This window comes from Cupriavidus sp. HPC(L) (assembly GCF_000307735.3).
GTDB lineage: Bacteria > Pseudomonadota > Gammaproteobacteria > Burkholderiales > Burkholderiaceae > Cupriavidus.
The window spans coordinates 1-25,439 of the sequence record NZ_AMPR02000390.1 but is presented as its reverse complement, the minus strand read 5'-3'; the positions used below and the strand labels follow the sequence as shown (position 1 = coordinate 25,439).

13 protein-coding genes are annotated in these 25,439 nt (G+C 66.6%); 5 read left to right on the top strand and 8 right to left on the bottom strand.

The window, feature by feature from the left end:
- Nucleotides 1-150: 150 nt before the first annotated feature.
- Nucleotides 151-1,908: a long-chain-fatty-acid--CoA ligase gene (locus tag B551_RS18300; protein ID WP_006577819.1), complete on the top strand. Its 1,758-nt coding sequence runs from the start codon at nucleotides 151-153 to the stop codon at nucleotides 1,906-1,908.
- A 109-nt stretch (nucleotides 1,909-2,017) separates the two neighbouring features.
- On the top strand, nucleotides 2,018-4,099 hold the full coding sequence (locus tag B551_RS18295; protein WP_006577820.1) for a 3-hydroxyacyl-CoA dehydrogenase NAD-binding domain-containing protein: 2,082 nt from the start codon (nucleotides 2,018-2,020) through the stop codon (nucleotides 4,097-4,099).
- Nucleotides 4,100-4,214: 115 nt separating this feature from the next.
- Here B551_RS18295 and B551_RS18290 read toward each other — a convergent pair whose 3' ends face one another.
- From B551_RS18290 to B551_RS18275, 4 genes are read right to left on the bottom strand one after another with little or no spacing between them, the layout of a single operon-like run.
- The gene (locus B551_RS18290; protein WP_006577821.1) at nucleotides 4,215-5,207 is read right to left on the bottom strand and encodes a TauD/TfdA family dioxygenase; all 993 of its coding nucleotides are present in this window, start codon (nucleotides 5,205-5,207) and stop codon (nucleotides 4,215-4,217) included.
- Nucleotides 5,204-6,139: a 4'-phosphopantetheinyl transferase superfamily protein gene (locus B551_RS25220; RefSeq protein ID WP_006577822.1), complete on the bottom strand. Its 936-nt coding sequence runs from the start codon at nucleotides 6,137-6,139 to the stop codon at nucleotides 5,204-5,206. Before B551_RS25220 ends, B551_RS18290 begins: the two co-directional genes overlap by 4 nt.
- Nucleotides 6,133-6,900 (bottom strand): thioesterase II family protein, encoded by a 768-nt coding sequence (locus tag B551_RS18280; RefSeq protein WP_006577823.1) that lies wholly within the window; start codon nucleotides 6,898-6,900, stop codon nucleotides 6,133-6,135. Before B551_RS18280 ends, B551_RS25220 begins: the two co-directional genes overlap by 7 nt.
- The gene (locus tag B551_RS18275) at nucleotides 6,897-7,121 is read right to left on the bottom strand and encodes an MbtH family protein (RefSeq protein ID WP_006577824.1); all 225 of its coding nucleotides are present in this window, start codon (nucleotides 7,119-7,121) and stop codon (nucleotides 6,897-6,899) included. The genes B551_RS18280 and B551_RS18275 overlap by 4 nt, the downstream gene beginning before the upstream one ends.
- A 242-nt stretch (nucleotides 7,122-7,363) precedes the next feature.
- Between B551_RS18275 and B551_RS18270 the strand changes: the two genes are divergently transcribed.
- Nucleotides 7,364-8,725, top strand: coding sequence for a lysine N(6)-hydroxylase/L-ornithine N(5)-oxygenase family protein (locus B551_RS18270; protein WP_043441153.1), 1,362 nt, complete (start codon nucleotides 7,364-7,366; stop codon nucleotides 8,723-8,725).
- Between the two features lie 127 nt (nucleotides 8,726-8,852).
- On the opposite strand, the gene B551_RS18265 is transcribed toward B551_RS18270, so the two are convergent.
- On the bottom strand, nucleotides 8,853-9,944 hold the full coding sequence (locus B551_RS18265; protein ID WP_006577826.1) for a GNAT family N-acetyltransferase: 1,092 nt from the start codon (nucleotides 9,942-9,944) through the stop codon (nucleotides 8,853-8,855).
- 254 nt (nucleotides 9,945-10,198) lie between these two features.
- Between B551_RS18265 and B551_RS18260 the strand changes: the two genes are divergently transcribed.
- Nucleotides 10,199-11,407: a PepSY domain-containing protein gene (locus B551_RS18260; protein ID WP_006577827.1), complete on the top strand. Its 1,209-nt coding sequence runs from the start codon at nucleotides 10,199-10,201 to the stop codon at nucleotides 11,405-11,407.
- A complete protein-coding gene (locus B551_RS25740) occupies nucleotides 11,404-11,649 on the top strand; it encodes a hypothetical protein (RefSeq protein WP_083492663.1) in 246 nt (81 codons plus the stop codon). Before B551_RS18260 ends, B551_RS25740 begins: the two co-directional genes overlap by 4 nt.
- Here the strand turns inward: B551_RS25740 and B551_RS25215 are convergent.
- The 3 genes from B551_RS25215 to B551_RS18250 form a co-directional block, all read right to left on the bottom strand.
- The gene (locus B551_RS25215; protein WP_052511419.1) at nucleotides 11,600-18,616 is read right to left on the bottom strand and encodes a non-ribosomal peptide synthetase; all 7,017 of its coding nucleotides are present in this window, start codon (nucleotides 18,614-18,616) and stop codon (nucleotides 11,600-11,602) included. The genes B551_RS25740 and B551_RS25215 overlap by 50 nt on opposite strands.
- A 27-nt stretch (nucleotides 18,617-18,643) precedes the next feature.
- Complete coding sequence (locus B551_RS25210) at nucleotides 18,644-23,290, bottom strand: non-ribosomal peptide synthetase (protein ID WP_083492662.1); 4,647 nt, start codon at nucleotides 23,288-23,290, stop codon at nucleotides 18,644-18,646.
- On the bottom strand, nucleotides 23,287-25,439 hold a 2,153-nt coding region (locus tag B551_RS18250), incomplete at its 5' end, for a non-ribosomal peptide synthetase (RefSeq protein ID WP_157072031.1). The genes B551_RS25210 and B551_RS18250, both read right to left, overlap by 4 nt.

Below are 25,439 nucleotides of genomic sequence, written 5' to 3'. Positions count from 1 at the left end.
GGGGGGAAAGGGCAGTCGTTATGCCGTCCGGTATCAGCCATAGCGAACGCCGTTCGCCCTCTCCCCGACCCCTCTCCCGCGCGCGGGGGAGGGGAGAAAGACAAGAAAGACGGAAGGACAAAGGACAAGAACCACGATCCAGGAGACGAGATGGAAGCGAGAACCTATCCCGAGTTCAGCACCCACTATCCGCTGCTGTTGACCACGATCATGCGGCGGCCCGTGCGGATGTATCCCGACCAGATCGGTGTCGTCTACCGCAATCACATCAGCGGCGAGTATTTCCGCTTTACCTGGGACCAGTGGTATCGGCGCGTCTGCCGGCTGGCCAACGCGCTGTCGTCGGAGCTGGGCGTGGTGGCCGGCACACCGGGCGAACCCGGCGACCGCATCGCCACCATGGCGCTGAACACCCATCGCCACCTGGAACTGTACTTCGGCGTACCGGGCGTCGGCGCGACGCTGCACCCGGTCAATGTCCGTCTGTCGCCGGAACATATCGTCTACACGATCCGCCATGCGCAGGACCGCGTGCTGTTCTTCGACGACACGCTGCTGCCGCTGGTCGAGGGTATCTACGACCATATCAAGGACGTGGTCCAGCGTTTCGTCTATCTGTCGGACAAGCCCGGCCTGCCCGAAACGCGCATCGCAAACCTGGTTCACTACGAGGATCTGTTGGCAAGGCAGCCGGAGCAGTTCGACTGGCCGGCGCTGCACGAGGACGTCAACGCAACGCTGTGCTACACCACCGGCACCACCGGGCAACCCAAGGGCGCGACCTTCACGCACCGCCAGCTGTATCTGATGACGGTGCACGTGATGGCGCAGATGGCGATCGCCAACACGCCGTCGATCGATATCGAGGACGGCCTGGGCGTGCGGCTCGGCGAGTCCGCGGTGCCGCTGCTGAACACGCCGATGTTCCATATCCATGCCTGGGGCGCGCCGTTCATCGCGGTCTACAGCGCGCAGAAGATCGTGCTGCATGGCACCTTCACCGTGCAGGGGTTCTGTGAGCTGGTCGAGCGCGAGAAGGTGACCTCGGTCGGCATCGTCGCCACCATTGCGGCGATGCTGCTCGAATACCCGGACCTGCACAAATACGACCTCAGCAGCCTGGTGCGCGTCAACGTCGGCGGCGGCGCGCTGCCGCTGGGCCTGAAGAAGAAGCTCGAGGCACTGATCCCGTCGTTCCGGATGAGCTCCGGCTACGGCATGACGGAAACCGCGCCGACCATCGTCACCTCGTTCATCAAGAAGGACCTGGTCGACCTGGACCGCGAGCAGACCGATGCGCTGCTGGTCAAGGCGGGCCTGCCGATCCTTGGCGTCGACGTCGAGGTGGTCGACGACGATGGCCGGCCGGTGCCCAAAGACGACCAGACCGTGGGCGAGATCGTGGTGCGCGCGCCGTGGACCACCGAGCGCTACTTCCGCGATCCGGAGAAAAGCGCCGAGTTGTGGCGGGGCGGCTGGCTGCATACCGGCGACCTGGCCAAGGTCGACGCGCACGGCTATATCACGATCGCCGACCGCATCAAGGACGTGATCCGCAGCGGCGCCGAGATGGTGCCGACCGTGCTGCTCGAGAACCTGATCGCGATGGCCGACTTCGTGCAGGAGGCCACCGTGGTCGGCGTGCCCGATCCGGTCTGGGGCGAGCGGCCGATGGCGCTGGTCAGCGTGCGCACCGGCTTCGAGGCCGACGAATATGCGGTGATCGACTTCCTGAAGACCCACGGTGTCGACACCGGCCGCATCACCAAATGGATGCTGCCGAAGCTGGTGGCGATCACGCGCGACATTCCGAAGACCAGCGTTGGCAAATACAACAAGAAGCGCATCCGCGACGAGCTGGACCGCTTTCTGGCGATCGCGCGCGATGTCAGCGATCGGGCGGGTTGAGTTGGCCGTGGGCCGCGCGGCTTTTATCCCGCGCCCAATCCGATCCGAGGCCCGAGGCCGGTCCTGAATCCAATTCCGATTTCAATCCAATTCCAATGGAGACACATCGATGACGACCATCAACCCGGTCACCGACCTTACCGTGGACGCCGGCATCGCCGTGCTGACGATCGACTCGCCGCCTGTCAACGCGCTGTCGGCCAATGTCCGTGCCGGCATCCTGGCGGGGGTCAAGCAGGCCGTCGCCGACGACGCGGTCAAGGCCATCGTGCTGACCTGCGCCGGCAAGACGTTCATCGCCGGCGCCGACATCACCGAGTTCGGCAAGCCGCCGACCGGCCCGGCGCTGCCCGAGGTGCAGGCCGCGATCGAGGATGCGCCCAAGCCGGTGATCGCGGCCATTCACGGCACCGCGCTCGGCGGCGGGCTGGAAGTCGCGCTGGTCTGCCACTATCGTGTCGCCGCGCGTTCGGCCAAATGCGGCCTGCCCGAGGTCAATCTCGGCCTGCTGCCGGGCGCTGGCGGCACCCAGCGGCTGCCGCGCATCGTCGGCGTCGAGAAGGCGCTGGAGATGGTCACCTCGGGCACCCATGTACCTGCCCCGGCCGCGGCCGAGATGGGCCTGGTCGATCTGCTGACCGATGACGCCAGCCTGCGCGCCGACGCCATCGCATTCGCCCGCCAGGTGGTGGGGGAAGGGCGGCCGCTGCGCAAGGTGCGCGACCTCGACGACAAGATCGCCGCGGCGCGCGGCAAGCCGGAGATCTTCGCCGAGTTCCGCCGGGCCAACGCCCGCCGTTTTCGCGGCTTCGATGCGCCCGAATACAACATCCGCTGCATCGAGGCAGCGGTCGAACTGCCGTTCGACGAGGGGCTCAAGCGCGAACGCGCGATGTTCGTCGAGCTGCTGAACGGCACGCAGTCGGCGGCGCAGCGCTACTACTTCTTCGCCTCGCGGCAGGTCTGGCAGCTGCCCGATATCGATGCCGATACGCCGCTGCTGCCGGTCAGGCAGGTCGGCATCATCGGCGCCGGCACGATGGGCGGCGGCATTGCGATGAACTTCCTGAACGCCGGCTATCCGGTCACCATCGTCGAGACATCGCAGCAGGCGCTGGACCGCGGCGTCCGCACGATCCGGACCAACTACGAGAACACGGCCAAGAAGGGCCGCATCACCGCCACCGACATCGAGCACCGCATGGCGCTGCTGACGCCGACGCTGGAGATGGAAAAGCTGGCCGACGCCGATCTGGTGATCGAGGCCGTGTTCGAAAACATGGACGTCAAGAAGGACGTATTCGGCCGGCTCGACCGCATCGCCAAGCCCGGCGCGATCCTGGCGACCAATACGTCGGCGCTGGACGTCGACGAGATCGCCGCCGCCACGTCGCGGCCGGAGTCAGTTATCGGCCTGCATTTCTTCTCGCCGGCCAATGTGATGAAGCTGCTGGAGGTGGTGCGCGGCGCCAGGACCGCCAAGCCGGTGATCCGCACGTCGATGGAACTGGCCCGCAAGATCGGCAAGATCGCCGCGCTGGTCGGCGTCTGCCCGGGCTTCGTCGGCAACCGGATGCTGGCGCAACGCCAGCGCGAGGCGCAGAAACTCGTGCTGGAAGGCGCGCTGCCGTGGGACGTCGACCGCGCGCTGTACGAATTCGGCTTTCCGATGGGACCGTTCGCGATGAGCGACCTGGCCGGCCTCGACCTCGGCTGGGTCCGGGAGAAATCGAGCAGCTCGACGCTGCGCGAAATCCTCTGCGAAATGGAGCGGCGCGGCCAGAAGACCGGTGCCGGTTACTACGACTACGACGAGAAGCGCAACGCCAAACCGTCGCCGGTGGTCGAGCAGGTGATCCGCGACTTCGCGGCGAAGCAGGGCCGGACCAGCCGTGTGGTCTCGGAGCAGGAGATCCTGGAGCGCTGCATTTACCCGATGATCAACGAGGGCGCGAAGATCCTGGAGGAGGGCAAGGCGATCCGCGCGTCGGACATCGACGTGATCTGGGTCAACGGCTATGGCTGGCCGGTCTACCGCGGCGGTCCGATGTTCTACGCGGACACGATCGGGCTGGACAAGGTGCTGGAGACGCTGCGGCGCTACGAGGAGAGCTTCGGTCCCGACTTCAAGCCAGCCAGGCTGCTGGAGGAGCTGGTGGCACAGGGGCGCAAGTTCGGCGACCTGAAGTAGGTCACCTGCTCGTCGTCCCCGCGAAAGCGGGGACCCAGTGGCTTTGAACGACAGAACGACGCTGGATTCCCGCGTTCGCGGGAATGACGAGACTTGGCGGTGCGCCCCGACATCGCTACGCCGGCGCGCCGTGCGGCTCCGCCATCGCCACCACGACCTTGCGCGGACCGCTGAACGGCTCCCGCGCGTGCGCGGTCAGCATATTGTCCAGCATCAGCACATCGCCCTCCCGCCACGGGAACACGATCTTGTGCGCGTCCAGCACCGCGCGGACCGCGTCCAGCTCGGCATCGGGAATCGGCGTGCCGTCGCCGTAGTAGACGTTGCGCGGCAGGTCCTCTTCGCCGACGGTATCGAGCAGCACGTCACGCATCTCGGGCGCCAGCGCCGACAGATGGAACAGATGGGCCTGATTGAACCACACCGGATCGCCGGTATGCGGATGATGGGCGATGCCCTGTACCCGCTGCCGCGTGCGCAGTTCGCCGTCGTCCTTCCATTCACAGACGATGCCATGTCGCGCGCAGTAGGCCTCGACCTCGGTCCGGTCCTCGGTGTTGAACACCTGCTGCCAGGGCACATCCATGCCGTTGCCGAAGTTGCGTACATAGCAAAGCCCGCGCGTGGCAAAGCGTTCCCGTGTGCCGGCATCGACCGCGCGGTAGATCGCGCGGCTGTCGGCAATCGGCGTTTCGCCGCCCTGCGGTGCCGCGCGTTCGCAATAGAACCAGATCTTCATCGGCCATTCGCGCGTATAGGCCTGTTCGTTGTGCAACGGAATCGATTGGTGCGCCGGGTATTCGGTCGAGGTATAGACGCCGCCAGTCACCTTGCTGCGCGGCGTGGAACCGAACTCGTAGCTCAGCAGCGGATGGCCGAAGGCGGCGGCAAAGGCCCGAAATCCCTCGGCGCCGCCGACGGCGAACGAGCGGAACAGCACGCCGCCGGTGGTGCGCAGGTGCGCTTCGATGTCCGCGCGCAGACGGGGCAGCGCTTCGATCAGCGGTTCGCCCGCGCTGGCGGCCTCGATCGTGAAGGGCAACGCCGCCGCGCGCGGCGAAGACGCGGCGGTCAGCGACTCGACGGTAGGCGTAGACAGATCGGTCATGCGGTCCTCATCGGGATGGCTTCGGCAGAGTTTCTCCCCTCTCCCGCTCGCGGGAGAGGGGCGGGGGAGAGGGAAGGGCGTTCGCCAGAGCTAAGGTCGTCGATATGCCAGGGCTCTTCCCTCTCTCCCAACCCCTCTACCGCGTGGCGGGAGAGGGGAGCAGAGAGCGGTCGAGCAAGTAGCGCCACGGCGGCGCGATATGGCAGGTCAGCACAGCTCACTGGGCACGGCAGCGAGACAACGAGGCTGGCCTCTGCCGGGTGCCACGACCCGAGCGACGTCGGCAGCTTTTCGCTCGGCCCACGGGGGCGCCAACATCCATCCCCGGATCCTTGCAGCGCAACCTGCTGCCAGCGCGCATCGGCGATGCCGGTGCCCGTCGCCTTGGTCAAGGCTTCGCGCGCGGTCCACAGTGCATAGAAGCGATCGAGCCGCAGCGCGGGATGGCATTCGCGCAGCATGGTCTGCTCGTCCGGCGAGAACGCCGATGCGGCCAGCGCAAGCGGCTCCACCGGGCGGCACTGCTCGACGTCGACACCGACCGCCGCGATCGCCGGATCGGTTGCGATGGCGATCAATCCGATCCGGCCGCTGTGCGAGACGTTGAATCTCGGCGCGTCGTGGATCGCCGGCGGCAATATCGGTTTGCCCTGGGGGCCGGCCTGCAGCGGCAGTTCCCACGGCGCAAGGTCGAGAAACGCGCCGAGCAAGCGCCGCAGCGCGCCGCGTACCGCGGCAAAGCGGGCCCGATCGGCGACGCGGCGATAGGCGCGCAGCCGTGCCGTTTCCGGCGGCGACAGGACTGCCAGGTCGCTGGGCACAGGCTCGGCCCGGATGTCGATGTCCAGTCGCCAGACACGGATGTCGTAGCGCGCGAGCGGCGAGGGAAGGGGGACAGGAACCGGCACGGGCACGAGCGTCGGCGCTAGCATGCGCTGGCCTCCGCGGGATTGCTCACCGGGGCAGCCGGGGCCGATACGCCGAGCTGCATGCCGATTCGCGCCAGCATCGAGCCGGTGTGCTCGCGCAGGAAGAAGTGGCCGCCGTCGTACCAGTCCAGCGTGAAGGCACCCGCCGTTTCATGCCCCCAGCCGGCGATCGCACCGCCGACGCTGCGATCACCACGTCCGCCGAATGCATGCAGCGAACAGCGCAGCAACGGCCGCTCGCGATGCCGATAGCTCGCGCAGACACGAAAGTCCGCGCGCAGCACCGGCAATGTCAGCGCCATCATTTCCTCGTGTTCGAGCAGCTCCGGCGGCGTGCCATCGAGCTCGCGCAGATGATCCATCAGGGCGGCATCGTCGAGCGGTCCGGCGAAACGGCCTGGCTCGCGCAGGCGCGGGGCCGGACAACCCGAGACCAGCAGCGCGCAAGCGGGCTCGCCTCCGGCCTGCCAGCGGTGTGCCAGCTCGTAGGCGAGCAGCCCGCCCATGCTGTGGCCGAACAACGCGTGGCGGCTGCGTGCCGACTGTGCCAACAGCCGTTGCTGGCGCAATTCATGTTCGAGCTGGTCGCACAGCGCATCGAACGACTCGCACAGGGGCTGGCCGATCCTGGTGCCACGGCCGGGCAGTTCGATCGGCCGGATCGTCAGCCCGGCCGGCGCCGCGCGATGCCATCCGGCATAGGCCGCGGCGCCCGCGCCCGCATTGGGCAGGCACCACAGCGTGACCGGCCCCTGCGTAGTCATCGCGCCGTGGACTCGCCTTGCGCTTCCATCGCGGCGCGCAGGCTCGCCGGCCGCATATCGGTCCAGTGGGTCTCGATGTACTCCAGGCATTGCTGCCGCTGGCCGCTGAAGCCGACGGCTCGCCAGCCGGCCGGGATCGGACGGTAATCGGGCCAGATCGAATACTGCTCTTCCGGATTGATGACGACCTGGAAGAGCAGCGTGTCGCTGTCAAAGCTCATGGTGTGTCCCTCGTCTGACTGGATGCGTGGCGGTGGCGACGCAGATGCGAGCGCCTGTGACAACAAGACGGACCGCGACGGGGCGAATTTAGTCGGGCTGGCCGGCTTGCGTTCGGGATAGCCAGATCGAGTCTGAAAATCTAAATATCGCCGGCCCCGGATCGTCACATCGGATATCCCCGCACGAGACGCGGGGTCGGCCGCTGCGTCGGTCGCCGAACTCCCACCGCAAGGGGCATCAGATGACAAGCAGTGCTTTGGAATACGATCTACTCGGCATTGGCTTCGGGCCATCGAATCTGGCGTTGGCCATTGCGATGGAAGAGCGCGCAGGTGCCGCGGCCGCTGCCCGGGCCGTGCGCCCACCGCGCTATGCCTTTATCGAACGCAAGCCCGATTTCGTCTGGCACGGCGGCATGCTGCTGGACGACACCGATATGCAGATCTCCTTCCTGAAGGATCTGGCCACCCTGCGCAATCCGCGCAGCCCTTATACCTTCATCAACTATCTGCACAGCCGCGGCCGGCTCGAATCGTTCATCAACCTGAAGACCTTCTTCCCAAGCCGGATCGAGTTCAACGATTACCTGGCTTGGGTCGCGTCGCACTTCGGCGAGCGTTGCCACTATGGCGAGGAAGTGATCGACGTGGTGCCGGAGCCGGCCGACGGCGTGGTGCAACGCCTGCGTGTCCGTTCGCGTGGAGCGGACGGGCGCATTCACGAACGGCTGACGCGCAATCTGGTGATGGGCGTGGGCGGCGAGCCGCAGGTGCCCGCGGCCTTCCGTGGCTGGCGCGATGCGCGCGTGGTGCATTCGTCGGGCTATCTGGACCGGATCGCCCAATATCGCGGCGACAACGCGCCGCGGCGGATTGCGGTGGTCGGCGGTGGGCAGAGCGCGGCCGAGGTCTTCATGGACCTGGTCAAGCGCTTCCCGGCCGCGGAGGTCGCGATGGTGATGCGCGGCGGTGCGCTGAAGCCGTCGGACGACAGCCCGTTCGTCAACGAGATCTTCAGCCCGGGCTTCACCGACTTCATCTATCGGCAGCCGGGCGATCGCCGCCAGCAGATGCTGCAGGAATACCGCAATACCAATTACTCGGTGGTCGACCTCGACCTGATCGAGCGTATCTATCAGCTGCTCTATCAGCAAAAGGTGGTCGGCAATCCGCAGCACCAGTTGCTTCCCGGCAAGGACATCGAGGCGGCCGCGTCCCAACCCGACGGCATCGCCTGCGTGCTGCGCGACCGCGCGAATGGCGCCGTGCAGCGCCAGCAGTTCGATCTGGTGGTGCTGGCCACCGGTTATCGGCGCCAGGCCCATGAGCGCATGCTGGCGCCGCTGGCCTCGCTGATCGGCGAAGGCTTCCGCGTCGACCGGCACTATCGGCTGCAGACCTCGACGCGCTGCCTGCCGCAGATCTTCCTGCAGGGATGCTGCGAGGACAGCCACGGCCTCAGCGATACGCTGCTGTCGGTGCTGGCGGTGCGCTCGCACGAGATCGCCGAGGCGGTGCTGGCGAACGAGACGCAAGCGGGCCGTGAGGCGGTGCCGCTGGCGCCGGAGACGATCGAGTCCCGGCCGCTGGTCGGCACGGCGTAGGCATATCGCTGACTATGTCGTCGTCCCCGCGCACGCGGGGACCCAGTGACTTCAGCGCTCTCACAAGACGCTGGCCCCCGCCTCCGCGGGCGCGACAATCTTCTACCGTGTTCGCGGGAGTGACACATCAGGACGCCGTGTATAACCCGTCCCGGTCCGCGGGCAGGTACAGATGCTCGCCAAAGAAGCGCTCGCGCAGCAGCATCACCAGCATGGCCTGCTTGTGCGGGAAGTCGAACAGCTTGACCTTCGAGAAGCCGGCCCGGTCAAGATTGGCGATCTGGCGGTGATGGTCGGAGCGAGGTTCGCCGACGATGCGCTGCGTGCGCGGATCGTCGAGGAACTGGAAGTGCTGGATGGCGGGGAACCATGCGGTCAGGAAGGGCTTGCCCCGAAATGCCGGCTCGCCGATCAGCACATGCCAGCCGCGGTCGTAGTCGTTGGCGTCGTAGAACGGCGCGATGCGGTTCTCCTTGGCCCAATAGACTTCGAAGTAACCGAACGGCGTGCCATCGATCGATGCGATCAGCGGCAGCATGTGCGGATCGTCGATCAGCCCTTGCAGATAGCGCCGGTGCTTTTCCGCGTCGCCTTCCTCCTGCCAGAAGTGAGCGACATCGGGATCGTTCATCCAGCGGTGCAGGCTGGCAAGGTCGTGCTCGACGGTGGCGGCGTGCAGCGTGAACGTGCGCCGCAGCCACGGGATATAGCGGGCATAGACCGTGCCCGCCGGCTTCGGCGGACGCACCGGATGGCGTTTCTCGCCGGTCATCGCATAGCGCAGCGGATAGGGCGTCTCGAGGCCGCCGCCCAGCCACAGCGGGGCGTATTGCCACAGCATCGCCGCCTCGCAACGGTCGCCATCGCCGTGCGGACGGACCACACCGCGCCGATGCAGCAACGCCCGCGTCGGCTGGTGTTCGATATCGACGTCGACGACGGTGGCGCTCCACTGCGTCGTGATCGCTTCGAGCGCGGCGATCGCGGCATCGGCGGACGCTTCCGTCTCGGCAAACGACTCCGCGAGTCGCAGCACCGGGCGAGGGCCGTGGGCAACGGCAAAGGCCGCGAGCGGTTCGTTGCGGCGGGCGTCCCGCACCTCGAGCCGCCCGGCTTGCCACGACGATTCCAGCGCGTCGCCGCGCGCCTCGAAGGAGCGAAATCCCTGGAACGGGGCGGCCGCGCTGCCCGTCTCGCTGCCCGTCTGTTCGATCGTCATGATGTTCTCCATGGTGGTGGCCGGAAAAGGCGTTCGGCCGGTGTTGGAGAGACGGTGGGGGAGGCGGGAAATTTACGCAGGCGCGAGATTGTCGCCCCGCGAAGGCGGGGCCCAGCGTCTTTGCTGGCGCGCTGAAGTCGCTGGGTCCCCGCATGCGCGGGACGACCGGGTGACCGGACTATCTCCCCGCATCAGACCCATATAGAATGCGAATCATTCGCAATAGGAAAAGGCCGCCGCCCGCGCCAGCCACCATGCATATCCGAACGTTCCGCATCTGGTACCTGATCCACAAATGGACCAGCCTGATCTGCACCGTCTTCCTGCTGCTGCTGTGCCTGACCGGCCTGCCGCTGATCTTCGGGCATGAGATCGACCACTGGCTGGGCAATGGTGTCGAGGCGCCGGAGCTGCCGGCCGACGCGGGCCGGGTGCCGGTCGACCGCATCGTCGCCGACGCGCTGGAACGGCGCCCCGGCACGGCCGTCCGCTTCGTCACCGCGGACGACGAGGAGCCGGTCTGGTTCGTCTCGCTGTCCTCGCGCGAGGCGCCGCGCCAGGGCGGAGCGCTGCTGACCTACGACGCGCGTACCGGCGACCTGCTGCGCGATACGCCGCTGCGGTCCGGCTTCATGCTCGTCATGGTCAAGCTGCATACGGACCTGTTCGCGGGTCTGGCCGGCACGCTGTTCCTTGGCTTCATGGGACTGCTGTTCGTCATCTCGATCGTCTCGGGCATCGTCGTCTATGGCCCCCTGATGAAGAAGCTGCCGTTCGGCACCGTGCGCCGTGAACGCTCGACACGGCTCAAATGGCTGGACCTGCATAACGTGCTGGGCATGGCCACACTGTCGTGGGCCTTCGTGGTCGGGCTGACCGGCGTGCTGCTGACGCTGGCCAAGCCGACATACAGCTTCTGGCAGGCCACCGAGTTGAAGGCCATGGTCGCGCCCTTTGCGGCCAAGGACGGCGCGTCGCCCGCTGCTGCCGCGCCGCCCGAGAAGCTGGCCTCGCTCGATGCGGCGATCGCGTTGGCCAAGGCCGAGGAGCCGGACATGACCACGGCTTTCGTCGCCTTCCCCGGCACGCCGCTCGCCGGCAACCATCACTACGCGGTCTTCATGCGCGGCGACGCGCATATCACCTCGCGCCTGATCAAGCCGGTGCTGGTCGACGCGCAGACCGGTGCCTTCGCGGCAAAGCGCGAGATGCCCTGGTACGTCGCCGCGCTGCGGATTTCCGGCCCGCTGCATTTCGGCGACTACGGCGCGATGCCGCTGAAGATCCTGTGGGCCGTGCTGGACCTCATCACGATCGTGTTGCTCGGCAGCGGTATCTATCTGTGGATCGGCCGCACGCGCACGACCAATGCGCGCCTGCGCAAGCTCGAAGACGAGCAGCGTACCGCGGAGCGCGCCGCGCCCGCGGTCGCCGCCGTGACCCAAAGCGGAGCCAGCCGATGAAAACGCCCGGGACGTTTCTGTGGATCTACGGCATGCCGATCGTGCTGGCCATCGCCGGCTGCGTCGGCCTGGCCGCCGCGCTGTTCGCGGACGGGGTTTGGGACTGGGTCTCGTGGCTGGCGCTGGGTGCGATGACGGCGGCCGGGCTCTGGTACGCGCTGATCCCGGCCCCCTCGTCCACCGAGCGCGGCGTCAACCGTTCGCCGGCACGGCCTCCAGCCGATCGCGCAGCCCGTCAATAAAGGCCGGCGCCCGCACGATTCCCAGGTGGGTCGCCGCGACCCGCTGGGCATAGGCTGGCTGCCGTTCCAGCATGGTGGCCAGCCGTTCGATATCCTCCTCGGCCCGGTCGCCCGCCCACCAGCAGGTCGGTGCCACGCGCAGCGGCTGCAGCGACATGTCGTGACTGAGCTCGCGCAGCCGCTCGGCGGTGGCGAACATCCGTGACAGCTCGTCCGGGTCCGCGTGCCCGGTGCCGCCGGCCAGCGTGAAGGCCCGCCGGACCAGATGCTCGACCAGCGCGGCGCCTTGCGGCTCCGCCCGCGCCTTGGCCAATTCCTCTGCAAAGCCGCTGTCCGCCAACTGCGGAAACAGCTGCAGCAGATACTGGTGGAGCTCCTCGATGGAACCACGCTGGCGGACAGCAGCCGTCCCCTGGCGCGGCACCAGGGTGTCCACCAGCCCAAGGAACGCCACCGTTTCGCCGGCGTCTTCGAGGATCGCCGCCATTCGGGCGGCCAGTGCGCCGCCGAGCGACCATCCCAGCAGCCGATAGGGACCCGTGGGTTGCACGGCGCGAATCGCCATCACGTGCAGATGCGCAAGATGTTCGAGGGAGTCGAACGTGTCCAGCGGCGGACAGGCCAGCCCATGGACCGTGCAGGCGCCCTCCAGCGATCGGGCCAGCGGCGTGTAGTCGAACACATTGCCAAACGACGCGTGCAGGCAGAATAGCGGCGTTGCATCGCCGGAAGGCCGATTCAAGGGCGCGGGCCGATGCTGCGCAGCGTCGGCGCGGCCGAGCACCTGGCATAGCGACGCGATCGTCTGGTGTTCCATCAGATGGCGCAACTCGATCGCCAGACCCGCGCCGGTCGCGGCGCGCAGCCGGCTCAGGACTTGCAGGCAGAGCAGCGAATGTCCCCCAAGCTCGAAGAAGTTGTCGTGGATGCCGACCTGCTCGGCACCGAGTACGTCCTGCCAGATTTGCGCAAGCAGCGCCTCGGTCTCGTTGCGCGGGGCGATATAGGCTTGCGTCTCCCATACCGGGGCGGGCAGGGCGCCGCGGTCGAGCTTGCCGTTGGGCGTGACCGGGATCCGCTCGAGCGCGGTGATTTGAGCCGGGACCATATGGTCGGGCAGCTGGGCCTTCAGTTGGGTCCTTAGCACGGCGGCATCCGTGCCGTCCAACACGCAGTAGGCCACCAGCCTGTCCTCATGGACGATCACCGCGGCATCCTTGACGCCTGGCTGGGACCGCAGCAGATGCGCAATCTCGCCAAGTTCGACGCGGTAGCCGCGGATCTTGACCTGTTCGTCCTGGCGGCCGAGGTATTCGATTCGGCCCTCCGCATCCTGCTTGACGCGATCGCCGGTGCGGTACATCCGTGCGCCGGTGGTGAAGGGATCGGGCAAGAAGCGTTCGGCAGTGAGCCCGGGCCGTCCAAGGTAGCCGCGGGCCAGCTGCGGTCCGGCGATATAGAGCTCACCGACAATGCCGCTTGGTACCGGGTTCAGGTCGGCGTCGAGCACATAGACGCGGGAGGCAGGCAGCGGGATGCCGGTCGGCAACTGCCGCTCCGGCAGGCTTACTGCTTCATGCGTCAGCACGCCAACGGTCGTCTCCGTCGGACCGTAGTGGTTGAACAGCCGGCAGTGAGGTTTCAGGTCGCGGACCGTGCGGGCCAAATCGGCGGACGTCGCTTCGCCACCAAGAATCAGTGCCTGCTCAGGCAGAACATCGGCAGGCTGCCGAGCCTGCAACAACCCGCGCAGATGACTCGGCACGATCTTGAGCACGCCGACACGGTTCTGCGCCATGTACTCGGCAAACCGATCGGGATCGAAGCCGCGTTCGCGCGAGATTAGGTGCAGGGTCCGGCCACTGCAAAGGGCGCCGAACAGCACGGTATGGCCGAGGTCGGCGGCGGTGGTCGAGACCATCGCCATCGAGGCGTCGGCCGGCAGTTGCAGCCGGTGCAGTACGCCGGAGACGTAGTGGGCTAGCGCGTCGTGGCTGACGACCACCCCCTTCGGGGTGCCGGTCGAGCCGGAGGTATAGATCAAGTAGGCAGCCTGACCTGGAAGCAGAGAGATGGCAGGGGCGTCGTCAGCAGGTGCTACCGAAGCCGGATCGATGCAATCGACGCCGGGCACGGAGCCGACGACAACCGGTGCCCCGGCATCGTGGAGCAACTGCCTCAAGCGTTCGGCAGGCTGTGCCGGATCGAGCGGCACACAGACGGCTCCGGCCTTCAGGATGCCGAGCAGTCCTGTCACGAACGCGGGGGAACGTTCGACGCAGAGTCCAACCCGCGCCTCGCGCCCAACGCCGCGCGCGATCAACGCCGCGGCAATACCGTTGGCCAACCGATCGGTCTCACCGCGCGTCAGCGTGCGATCCTCATACTGCAATGCAATGGATAAGGGGTCCCGCTCCACGTTGCATCGCCATGCCGAAAGCACGTCCGCCGGCGCGGAGCTCATGGCGTCTCCGACGAGCCTTCCGTCGTCCCCGCTGCTCAGCATCAACTCACTGACACGAAGGTCAGACACTGTCGCCATCTGATCCAGAATACCGAGGTAGTGCCGCAGCATCCGTTCGACGGTATGGTGGTCGAATAGATCGCAGGCATATCCCATGGCCCCAAACACCGCGCCGGTCTGGTCCTCCTGGGTGTCCAGGGACAAGTCCACCTTGGTCAATCGGACGGATCGCTCCACCGGTTCCAATTGCAGTCCCGGCAGACGTTGCGCAATGCTACGGTCGCGCCGCTGATGGTTCAGCATGACCTGGAACAGCGGGTTACGCGACGGGTCCCGCTCCGGTTGCAGCGCCTCGACCAGTTGCTCGAACGGCAGCTCCTGATGGGCCTGAGCCTGCAGCACCGACTCCCGGGCACGGGCCAGCACGCATTCGAACGCCATGCTGCCGTCGATTTCGATACGCAGGACCTGCGTGTTGACGAAGAAGCCGACCACGCCCTCCGTTTCGACGCGGTTGCGGTTGGCCACCGGCACGCCGACGCGCAGGTCGCGCTGTCCTGTGTAGCGGTAGAGCAGGACCTGGAAGGCGGCCAGCAGCACGGTAAAGAGGGCGGTGTCGGCACGACGCGCCAAGGCCCTGAGCTTGGCTGTGAGGTCCGCATCGAGCGAGAACGGAACCGCGCCGCCGCGATGGCTCGGCACCGCCGGGCGTGGCCGGTCCGTCGGCAGTTCCAGCACGACCGTGCCATCGTCTGCCAGATGCGACTTCCAGTAGCGCAGCTGCCGCTCCAGTTCGCCGGCCTCGAGCCACTGCTTCTGCCAGGCCGCGTAGTCCGCGTACTGGATCGGCAGCGGAGCCAATTGCGCCGACTGACCGCTGACGAAGCCCGCATAGAGCCGGGCGAACTCGTCGACCACTACGTTCATCGACCAGCCGTCGGAGACGATATGGTGCATCGTGACCAGCAGGATATGGTCGTCGTCGGCCAGGCGCAGCAGGCGCACGCGCAGCAGCGGTCCCTGTTCGAGGTCGAATGGGGCCTGGGCCTCGGCGTCGACCTGCGACTGGATCGTGGTGTCACGGCGCGCCGGATCGACGTCGCGCAGATCGCTGATGGCGATCGGCAGTGAGGCGGGCGGATGGATGCGCTGCACCGCCTGCTCGCCCTCCTGATGGAAGGTAGTGCGCAGGCTCTCGTGCCGCTCCACCAGCGCATCGAAGGTCCGCTGCATCGCTGCCTGGTCAAGATTGCCGCGCAACCGCACCGCCCGGGGAATGTTGTACGCGGCGCTGTTGCGGTTCCATTGCCACAGGAACCATAGCCGTTGCTGGGCCCACGACAACGGGATTGGACCGTTTCGATTGGCCCGTGCCGGGCCGGGATTGATCGTCGCCGTGGACGGCAATGCGCCATCCTGGTTTGCCGCTATCGCCTGCGCAAGGTCGCTCAGTACCGGATTGGAAAAGACCTGCTTGGGCAACAGCTTGTGGCCGGCCTTCTTCAGCCGGGCGATCACCTTCAACGACAGGATCGAATCGCCCCCAAGCTCGAAGAAATTGTCAGTGGCACCGACGCGTTCGACACCGAGGACGTCTTGCCAGACCTGCGCGAGCAGCGTCTCGATGTCGTTGCGTGGGGCGACGTAGCCTTGCGTCTGCCAGACCGGTGCGGGCAGGGCGCGGTGGTCCAACTTGCCGTTTGGCGTGATCGGCAGCCGGTCCAGCACAATGATCTGAGCCGGCACCATATGGTCGGGCAGCTGTGCCTTGAGCCGGTCCTTGATCGTCGCGGTGTCGACGGCGTCCAGCACGCAGTAGGCCACCAGCTTGTCCTCATGGACGATCACCGCGGCATCCTTGACTTCCGGCTGTGACCGCAGCAGATGGGCGACTTCGCCGAGTTCGACGCGGTAGCCGCGGATCTTGACCTGTTCGTCCTGACGGCCCAGGTATTCAATCCGGCCGTCCGCATCCTGCTTGACGCGATCGCCGGTGCGGTACATCCGTGCGCCGGAGGTGAAGGGATCGGGCACGAAGCGTTCGGCGGTGAGCCCGGGCCGTCCAAGGTAGCCGCGGGCCAGCTGCGGCCCCGCGATATAGAGCTCACCGACAATGCCGCTTGGTACCGGGTTCAGGTCGGCGTCGAGCACATAGACGCGGGAGCCGGGCAGCGGCATGCCGGTGGGCAGCTGCCGTTCGGGCAAAGTCACCGCTTCATGTGTCAGCACGCCGACGGTGGTTTCCGTCGGGCCATAGTGGTTGAACAGCCGGCAGTGAGGTTTCAGGTCGCGGACCGTGTGGGCCAATTTGGCGGACGTCGCTTCGCCACCAAGAATCAGTGCCTGCTCGGGCAGAACATCGGCAGGCTGCCGAGCCTGCAGCAACCCGCGCAGATGACTCGGCACGATCTTGAGCACGCCGACACGGTGCTGCGCCATGTACTCGGCAAACCGATCGGGATCGAAGCCGCGCTCGCGCGAGATCAAATGCAAGGTGCGGCCGTTGCAGAGGGCGCCGAACAGCACGGTATGGCCCAAGTCGGCGGCCGTGGTCGAGACCATCGCCATCGAGGCATCGGCCGGCAGTTGCAGGCGGTGCAGCACGCCGGAGACATAGTGGGCTAGCGCATCGTGGCTGACAACCACGCCCTTGGGGGTACCGGTCGAGCCGGAGGTGTAGATCAGGTAAGCGGCCTGGCCCGGAAGCAGAGAGATGGCAGGGGCGTCGTCAGCTGGTGCCACCGAAGCCGGATCGATGCAATCGAGCCCGGGCACGGAGCCAACGACAATCGGTGCCCCGGCATCGTGGAGCAGCTGCCGCAAGCGCTCGGCAGGCTGTGCTGGATCGAGCGGCACACAGACCGCTCCGGTCTTCAGGATGCCAAGCAGTCCTGTCACGAACGCCGGTGAACGCTCGACACAGAGCCCAACCCGCATCTCGCGCCCAACGCCGCGTTCGACCAGCGCTCCCGCAATGCCATTGGCCAATCGATCGGTCTCCCCGCGCGACAGCACCTGATCCTCATATCGCAACGCTATGGCCGAAGGATTCCCTTCAACGCTCCGCCGCCAGCAAGCCAGCACATCCGGCGGCGTTCCCTCGACCGATTCAGCGACCAGCACGCCCCCGTCGCCGGGGAGTCCAATCTGCCCAAGGCATTGGTCGGGATCGGACAGCATCCGCCGGAGCGCCTGTTCCATCCGGTCCAGCATTGCGGTGATGTCGCAGTCGGCGAAGCGGTCGCGCTGATAAGCGAGCGTCAGGTGCAGGGACTCGTCCATCGCGGCGATCAGGCTCAGCGGATAGTTGTTGCGGCCGCTGATGACAAAGTCGCCGCCATCTCCCTTGGCGCCAGCGCCCAGCAGGCGGATGTCGATATCGCCCTGCCTTTGCTTCAGCGCCGCGTCGACGGGATAGTTCTCGAACACCAGGATGCTGTCGAACAACGCGCCGCCTTCGCCCGGGCGCGCCAGCCGCTGGATGTCCGGCAGCGGCATATGCTCGTGCTGCTGATTCTCTATCGCCTGCTGCTGAATGGTGCGCCACCATTGCCCCACCGGCAGATCGCTGGGTAGACGGACGCGCAGCGGAATCGTGTTGATGAACAGGCCGACCATCGTCTCGATGCCTGGAAAGTCCCCGGATCGCCCGGACACCGTGGTCCCGAACACCACGTCGTCGCTGCCGCTGTGCCGGGCCAGCACCCAGGCCCACAAGGCTTGCACCAGCGTATTGACGGTGATGCCCGCCCGTCGCGCCAGCGTGCGCGCGGTGTCGCTGAGAGCCGGCGATAGCGACAGCTTCTGTTCCGCATAGCCGGAGCGGCCGGTCTCAGGCACGCTCGCCGGCAGCGGCGTCGGCATCTCGACGTCGGCCAGTGCCTGCTGCCAATAGCTCGCGGACGCCGCCTTGTCGCGCTGGCCCAGCCATTGCAGATAGGCGCTGAACGGACGCGGCGCCGTGGCGTGCAGCGGCTGGCCGCGGCGCAACGTCAGATAGGACTGCAACACGTCGCTGAGCACCATGCCGACGCTCCAGCCATCCATCGCGACATGGTGGAAGGACCACGCCAGCCACCAGCGCCGGGCCTCCACGTGGAACAGACTGAGCCGAAGATCGGCGGCCCTGCGAAAAGGGAAGCCCTCCAGCCGCTGTGCCTTCAGTCGGGCTTCGAGCTGCCGGCGCTGCTCGTCCGCCGGCAAGTTGCGCCAATCGACCTGCTCGAGTTGAACGGGCCGCCGTTTGTACGCGATCTGCAGCGGCACATCGCTCTGGCCCCAGATAAAGTCGCTGCGCAGCGCCTGATGCCGGTCGGCCGTCCATTGCCAGGCGCGGATGAAGTCGTCGATTGCCAGTTCGCCGCGAATGTCGAACACGCGCTGATAGTGATAGGGGTCGCCGTCGCCGCGTTCCAGTGCGTGGAACAGGACGCCCTGCTGCAAGGCGGTCAATGCCGCAATGCTCTCGATGTCCTGTTTGCGTCGTTCGGTGGCAATCGTCATGGTTGGATTCAAAAGTCGGAAGGCGGCTTAGAGCAAGTTATCGAGCAGCGCGTCGAGCGCTGCCTGGTCGATCTGGACGTTGACCAGGTCGGATGGCGTCATGCCGTGGTTGTCGAGACAGAGGCAGTGCTCGATCACGGCTTCCAGTTCGCGGCGGAGCGCATCGCCCAGCCGCTCGATCGTGGCGGGGTCGAACTGCTTGCAGCTGTAGCCCAGTTTCAGCACCAGCTCGGCGCCGAATACCTGGCCATTGATGGTCAGCGCGTTGCCGAGCGGGGCGTGCGCATCACGGCTCGCGCCGCTCGGTTCGTCGGCCAGCGCAAAGTCGGCACCCTCTCCGGCGGCCTGGTCGAACTGGCCCAGGTAGTTGAAGGTGATGCGCGGCTCTGCGCGACGCGCCAGCTCGGAGCGGACTTCCGCGGGGCCAAGATGGCGAAGGAGCCCATAGCCGATGCCGTTGCCGGGGATCGCACGCAAGGTTTCCTTGACCTGCTTGATGGTGTCGCCGATGCCAGGGGCGACGGGTAGCACCACGGGGAACACCGTGGTGAACCAGCCCACCGTGCGGCTGATGTCGACCGATTGGTGGAACGATTCGTCGAACGTTTCCCGTCCATGCCCTTCCAGCTGGACCGCGACGCGCGGCCGTTGCGTCCATGTGCCGACTGCACGCGCGACCGCGGTCAGCAGCAGGTCGTTGATGCGGGTGCGATAGGCGCGGTGGGCCTGTTGCAGCAGTTGCGTGGTGCGCGCCGCGTCCAGGCGGATCGTGTGCTGCCGCCCATCGACAGCCAGCGCCGGCGTGTCGTGATCGGTTGTCAACGCGGGCACGTCCGGTTGCGACAACCAGTAGTCCGCCTGCCGCCGCATCGCGTCGCCGTGGGCCTGTTCCGCCAGGGTCTCGGCCCACGTCTTGTACGACGCCGTCTTCGGCGGAAGCGCGATCGATTGTCCTTGCCGTGCGAGGCGATACGCTTGTTGCAGGTCCTCCATCAGGATCCGCCATGACACGCCATCGACGACCAGATGGTGGACCGCCAGCAGCAGCCGCTCGCTGCCATCGGGCAGTCGAACATGCAGTGCCCGCAGAAGCGGTCCTTGTTCAAGGTTCAGGCTTCGTTGGGCCTCGCCGCAACGGTCCGCGATGGCGTCGGTGTTTGCCACCTCTTCGTGCCACAACAGTTCGTGATCGTCGACTTCGGCGTAATGCTGTTGCCATTGCCCATCGGACTGCCGATAGCGCAGGCGCAATGCATCGTGATGCGAGACGAGGGCCCGGAGCGCCTTGCGCAGCGCTGCCTGCTCGATCGGCGCAGCGGGTCTGAGCAATACCGACTGGTTCCAATGATGGCGATTGGGTATCTGCGTGTCGAAGAACCATCGCTGAATCGGCAGCAGCGGTACTTCACCGGTGGGTTTGTCTTCGGCGGGCCGTTCGGCATCTTCACGCGTCGCGGCGCGGGCCAGTGCCTGCACGGTCTGATGCAGGAACAAGTCCTTGGGCGTGAAGCGCAGGCCCACGTGGCGCGCCTTGCTGACCGCCTGGATCGACAGGATCGAGTCTCCGCCGAGCTCGAAGAAGTTGTCGGTGACGCCGACACGCTCGACGCCTAACGCCTCCTGCCAGACCTGGGCCAGCCGGGCCTCGACCTCGTTGCTCGCGGCGACGTAGCCCTGGACTTCCCACACCGGCTCGGGGAGCGCGCGGTGATCGAGCTTGCCGTTCGAGGTGACCGGAAGCCGGGTCAGAGGAAGGATCTGCGCCGGCACCATATAGGGCGGCAGGACGTTCTCCAGATACGCCTTCAGCGCCGCTGCAACTTCCGCCTCGCCGGGCGCCGGCACGACGTAGCCAATCAACTGCTTGCCGCTTGGTCCATCGTGGGCGACGACCACCGCTTCCCGCACGCTTGCATGCGCACGCAGCCGCGCCTCGATCTCGCCCAGTTCGATACGATAGCCGCGGATCTTGACCTGATGGTCAATGCGGCCGACGTATTCGATGCTGCCGTCGCGGCAACGCCGGACCAGATCGCCGGTGCGGTACATCCGTGCGCCAGAGGCGAACGGATCCGGCACGAATCGTTCGGCGGTCAGCCCCGGCCGGCCGACATAGCCCCGCGCCAGGCCAAGCCCGCCGATATACAGCTCACCGGCCACGCCAACCGGCACCGGGTTCAGGTCGGCGTCGAGCACGTGGGCGGTGCGGTCGCCCACCGGCTTGCCGATCGGCACGTAGGCGCTGGAGCAGTCGGTGTCGTGCTGTCCGACCCAGGCCAACGGGGTGACCACGGCCTCGGTCGGCCCATAACCATTGATCAGCGTACCGGCCCGGAACTTCTGCTTGATGCGGGCGAAGGCCTCGCGCGACATCGCTTCGCCGCCGAAGGACAGCAGACGCAACGGCACCGGCTCGGTGGCCGCCTCCGCGAGCCGTTGCAAGTAGGCAGGCGGGAAGCCGGCATTGGTCACGCCGTCGCGTGCTATCACTTCGAGCGTCTGCTCGGCGCTCCACAGGGTATCGTCACGTAGCACCAGTTGGGCGCCGGCGATCAGCGGCACCAGCCAGCGTTCGTGGGCGCCGTCGAAGTTGAACGACAGGAAGTGCAGCTCCCGATCGTCCGGCCCCATGCCGTACTGCTCGACGGTGGCGTGGCAGTGCATCGCCAGGGGGCCGTGTTCGACGGCCACGCCCTTGGGGGTGCCGGTGGAGCCGGAGGTGTAGATCAGGTAGGCCAGTTGGCGGGAATCGACTGCGGGCAACTGCACCACTTCCGGCTCGCCAACGTCATCCATGACGATGAGCGGCAGGGTAGTGTCGATGCGGCCGGTCAGCGCGCGAGAGGTCAGCACGAGCTTGACGCCAGCGTCCCGCAGCAACTGTTCGATACGCGCAGGCGGCAGCTCCGGGTCCAAGGGCAGGTAGGCGGCGCCGGCCTTCAGCGTGGCGAGCAGCCGCACGATCAGGTCGGGACTGCGGTCAAGCACCACGCCGACGACGGTCTCCGGGCGGACGCCCGTTCCATGCAAGGCGTAGGCCAGACGGGTGGCGGCAGCATTGAGTTCACCGTAGCTGACGACGCGCTGCCCGCAGCGAATCGCAATGGCCTCGGGACGCTGGGCCGCTTGGCGCGCGATGGCGGCGTGAACCGGATCGGCGGCCGAAAAGCGGCGATCCGCAATATTCCAACCGATCAACTGCTGCTGCTCGTCCGCAAGCAGCAGCGGGATCGCGGCGATCGAGATGGCTGGTTCGTCCGCCACCGAATGCAGCACGCCGACATAGTGCCGCTGCAAACGATCGACCGTATCGTGGTCGAACAGATCCGCGGCATAGCCGAAGACGCCGTTGAGGATGCCCTGTTCGTCCTCCTGCGTATCGAGTGCGAGATCGACCTTGGCCGCGTTGGCGGTCCGCTCGACCTTTTCCAGCACGAGGCCGGGCAGGCGATCCAGCACACGCAGATCGCGCCGCTGGTGGTTCAGCATGACCTGGAACAACGGGTTGTGCGACAGGTTGCGCTCGGGCTGCAGCGCCTCGACCAGTTGCTCGAACGGCAGCTCCTGATGCGACTGCGCTTGCAGTACAGACTCTCGGGCACGGGCAAGCACGGCGTCAAACGCCATGCTGCCGTCGATCTCGGTGCGCAGGACCTGCGTGTTGACGAAGAAGCCGACGACGCCTTCGGTCTCGACGCGGTTGCGGTTGGCCACCGGCACGCCGACGCGCAGGTCGCGCTGTCCTGTGTAGCGATAGAGCAGGACCTGGAAGGCGGCCAGCAGCACGGTGAAGAGCGTGGTGTCGGTTCGACGCGCCAACGCCCTTAGCTTGGCGGAAAGGTCGGCGTCAAGCGAGAACGAGACCGCGCCGCCGCGATGGCTCGGCACCGCCGGGCGTGGCCGGTCGGTCGGCAGCTCCAGCACGACGGTGCCATCGTCTGCCAGATGCGACTTCCAGTAGCGCAGTTGCCGCTCCAGTTCTCCGGCCTCGAGCCACTGCTTCTGCCAGGCCGCGTAGTCGGCGTACTGGATCGGCAGCGGAGCCAATTGCGCGGGCTGGCCGCTGACGAAGCCGGCATAGAGCCGCGCGAACTCGTCGATCACTACGTTCATCGACCAGCCGTCGGAGACGATATGGTGCATCGTGACCAGCAGGATGTGGTCGTCGTCGGCCAGGCGCAGCAGGCGCACGCGCAGCAGCGGGCCCTGTTCGAGGTCGAATGGGGCCTGGGCTTCGGCATCGACCATCGATTGCACGGAAGCGTCGCGCTCGGCGGACCCGATGTCGCGCAGATCGCTGATGGCGATCGGCAGTGAGGCGGGCGGATGGATGCGTTGCACCGCCTGTTCGCCCTCTTGATGGAAGGTGGTGCGCAGGCTCTCGTGCCGCTCCACCAGCGCATCGAAGGTCTTCTGCAAGGCAGGCTGATCGAGAGTGCCACGCAGCCGCACGGCACGCGGAATGTTGTACAGGCCGCTGTTTCGTTCGAGTTGCCACAGGAACCATAGCCGCTGCTGCGCATACGACAGCGCGGCCTCACTGCACCCACGTGCCGCGATCGGCAGGCGCCCGAAATCCATGCCCCGGGCGTTCAGTTCGTCAATGAATCGCTGCTGTCCCTCGGGTGACAGGCTGGCGAACCGTTGTGCGAGGCGGAGTTTGTCCACGCTCATGCTTCTGTCTCCAGGGTATCGAGCCACGCGTCCATGTCGGTCCAGTCTTCCGCTTCGGTGGCCTTCTCGCCGGCGTTCTGATTGCCATTCGTCTGCCCGATGCGGGCTGCCATCTCGGCGAGGCTCGACGACTCGAAGTAAACGCGTAGCGGAACTGGCACAGGCAGGCTGGCGTTGAGCAAAGCGGCGAGACGCGTGACCAGCAGCGAATGTCCACCGAGCTCGAAGAAGTTGTCGTGGATGCCCACACGCTCGACGCCAAGGACGTCTTCCCAGACCTGCGCGAGCAGCGTCTCGATGTCGTTGCGTGGGGCGACGTAGCCTTGCGTCTGCCAGACCGGTGCGGGCAGGGCGCGGTGGTCCAACTTGCCGTTTGGCGTGATCGGCAGCCGGTCCAGCACAATGATCTGAGCCGGCACCATATGGTCGGGCAGCTGTGCCTTGAGCCGGTCCTTGATCGTCGCGGTGTCGACGACGTCCAGCACGCAGTAGGCGACCAGCCTCTCCTCGTGGACGATCACCGCGGCGTCCTTGATCCCCGGCTGAGACCGCAGCAGATGGGCAACTTCGCCGAGTTCGACACGGTAGCCGCGGATCTTGACCTGTTCGTCCTGGCGGCCGAGGTATTCAATCCGGCCGTCCGCATCCTGCTTGACGCGGTCGCCGGTGCGGTACATCCGTGCGCCGGTGGCGAAGGGATCAGGCACGAAACGCTCGGCGGTCAGCCCGGGGCGATCGAGGTAGCCGCGGGCCAGCTGCGGCCCCGCGATATAGAGCTCACCGACAATGCCGCTTGGTACCGGATTCAGGTCGGCGTCGAGTACATAGACGCGGGAGGCGGGCAGCGGCATGCCGGTCGGCAGCTGCCGCTCGGGCAAAGTCACCGCTTCATGTGTCAGCACGCCGACGGTGGTTTCCGTCGGGCCATAGTGGTTGAACAGCCGGCAGTGCGGCTTCAGGTCGCGGATCGTTCGAGCCAGTTCGGCAGAGGTGGCCTCACCGCCGAGGATGAGCGCCTGCTCGGGCAAGACATCGGCGGGTCGGCGGGCCTGCAACAGACCGCGCAGATGGCTCGGTACGATCTTCAGCACGCCAACGCGGTGCTGCGCCATGTACTCCGCAAACCGATCGGGATCGAAGCCACGCTCGCGCGACATCAGATGCAAGGTGCGGCCGCTGCAGAGGGCGCCGAACAGCACGGTATGGCCGAGGTCTGCGGCTGTGGTCGAGACCATTGCCATTGAGGCATCGGCCGGCAGCTCGAGCCGGTGCAGCACGCCCGAGACGTAATGCGCGAGCGCATCGTGGCTGACGACCACGCCCTTCGGGGTGCCGGTCGAGCCGGAGGTGTAGATCAGGTAAGCGGCCTGATCCGGGAGCAACGAGACGGAAGGGGCCGCGTCCACTGGTGCCACCGAAGCCGGATCGAGGCAATCGAAGCCCGGCACGAAACCGACGACAACGCTTGCGCCAGCATCGTCCAGCAGCTGGCGCAAGCGTTCGGCCGGCTGTGTCGGATCGAGCGGTACACAGACAGCCCCGGCCTTCAGGATGCCGAGCAGGCCGGTAACGAATGCCGGCGAGCGTTCGACACAGAGCCCAACCCGCGTCTCACGCCCAACGCCGCGTTCGATCAGCGCCGCGGCAATACCGTTGGCCAACCGATCTGTCTCGCCGCGAGTCAGCGTCTGTTCCTCGTATCGCAGCGCAATGGCAGAAGGATCCGCCACGACACTGCGCCGCCAGGCGGTCAGTACATCGGCTGCGGCGGTCTGCACATCGGCTGCTCCAGTGCCCGGCGACTCGCCCACCAGCATTCCGTCGTCTCCGCTGGCAAACCGCAGTTCGCCGACGCGAGCGTGCGGCGCCGAGACAATCTGCTCCAGCACAACCAGATAGTGCCGCTGCAATTGCTGGACGGTCGCTTGCGAGAAGAGATCGCATTGATAGCTGCAACCGATATCCAGCGTCGCGCCAGCTGAGACCACCAGCGTCAGCGGATAGTTGGTGGTTGCGGCATGGCTGACTTCGCCGAGCTTCAGGCCGTTCTGCTCGCGCTGGCGCAGCGCCGCATCGACCGGGTAGTTCTCGAACACCAGGATCGAGTCGAACAGCGCCTGGCCGCCCTGGCCGGCCCAACGCTGGATCT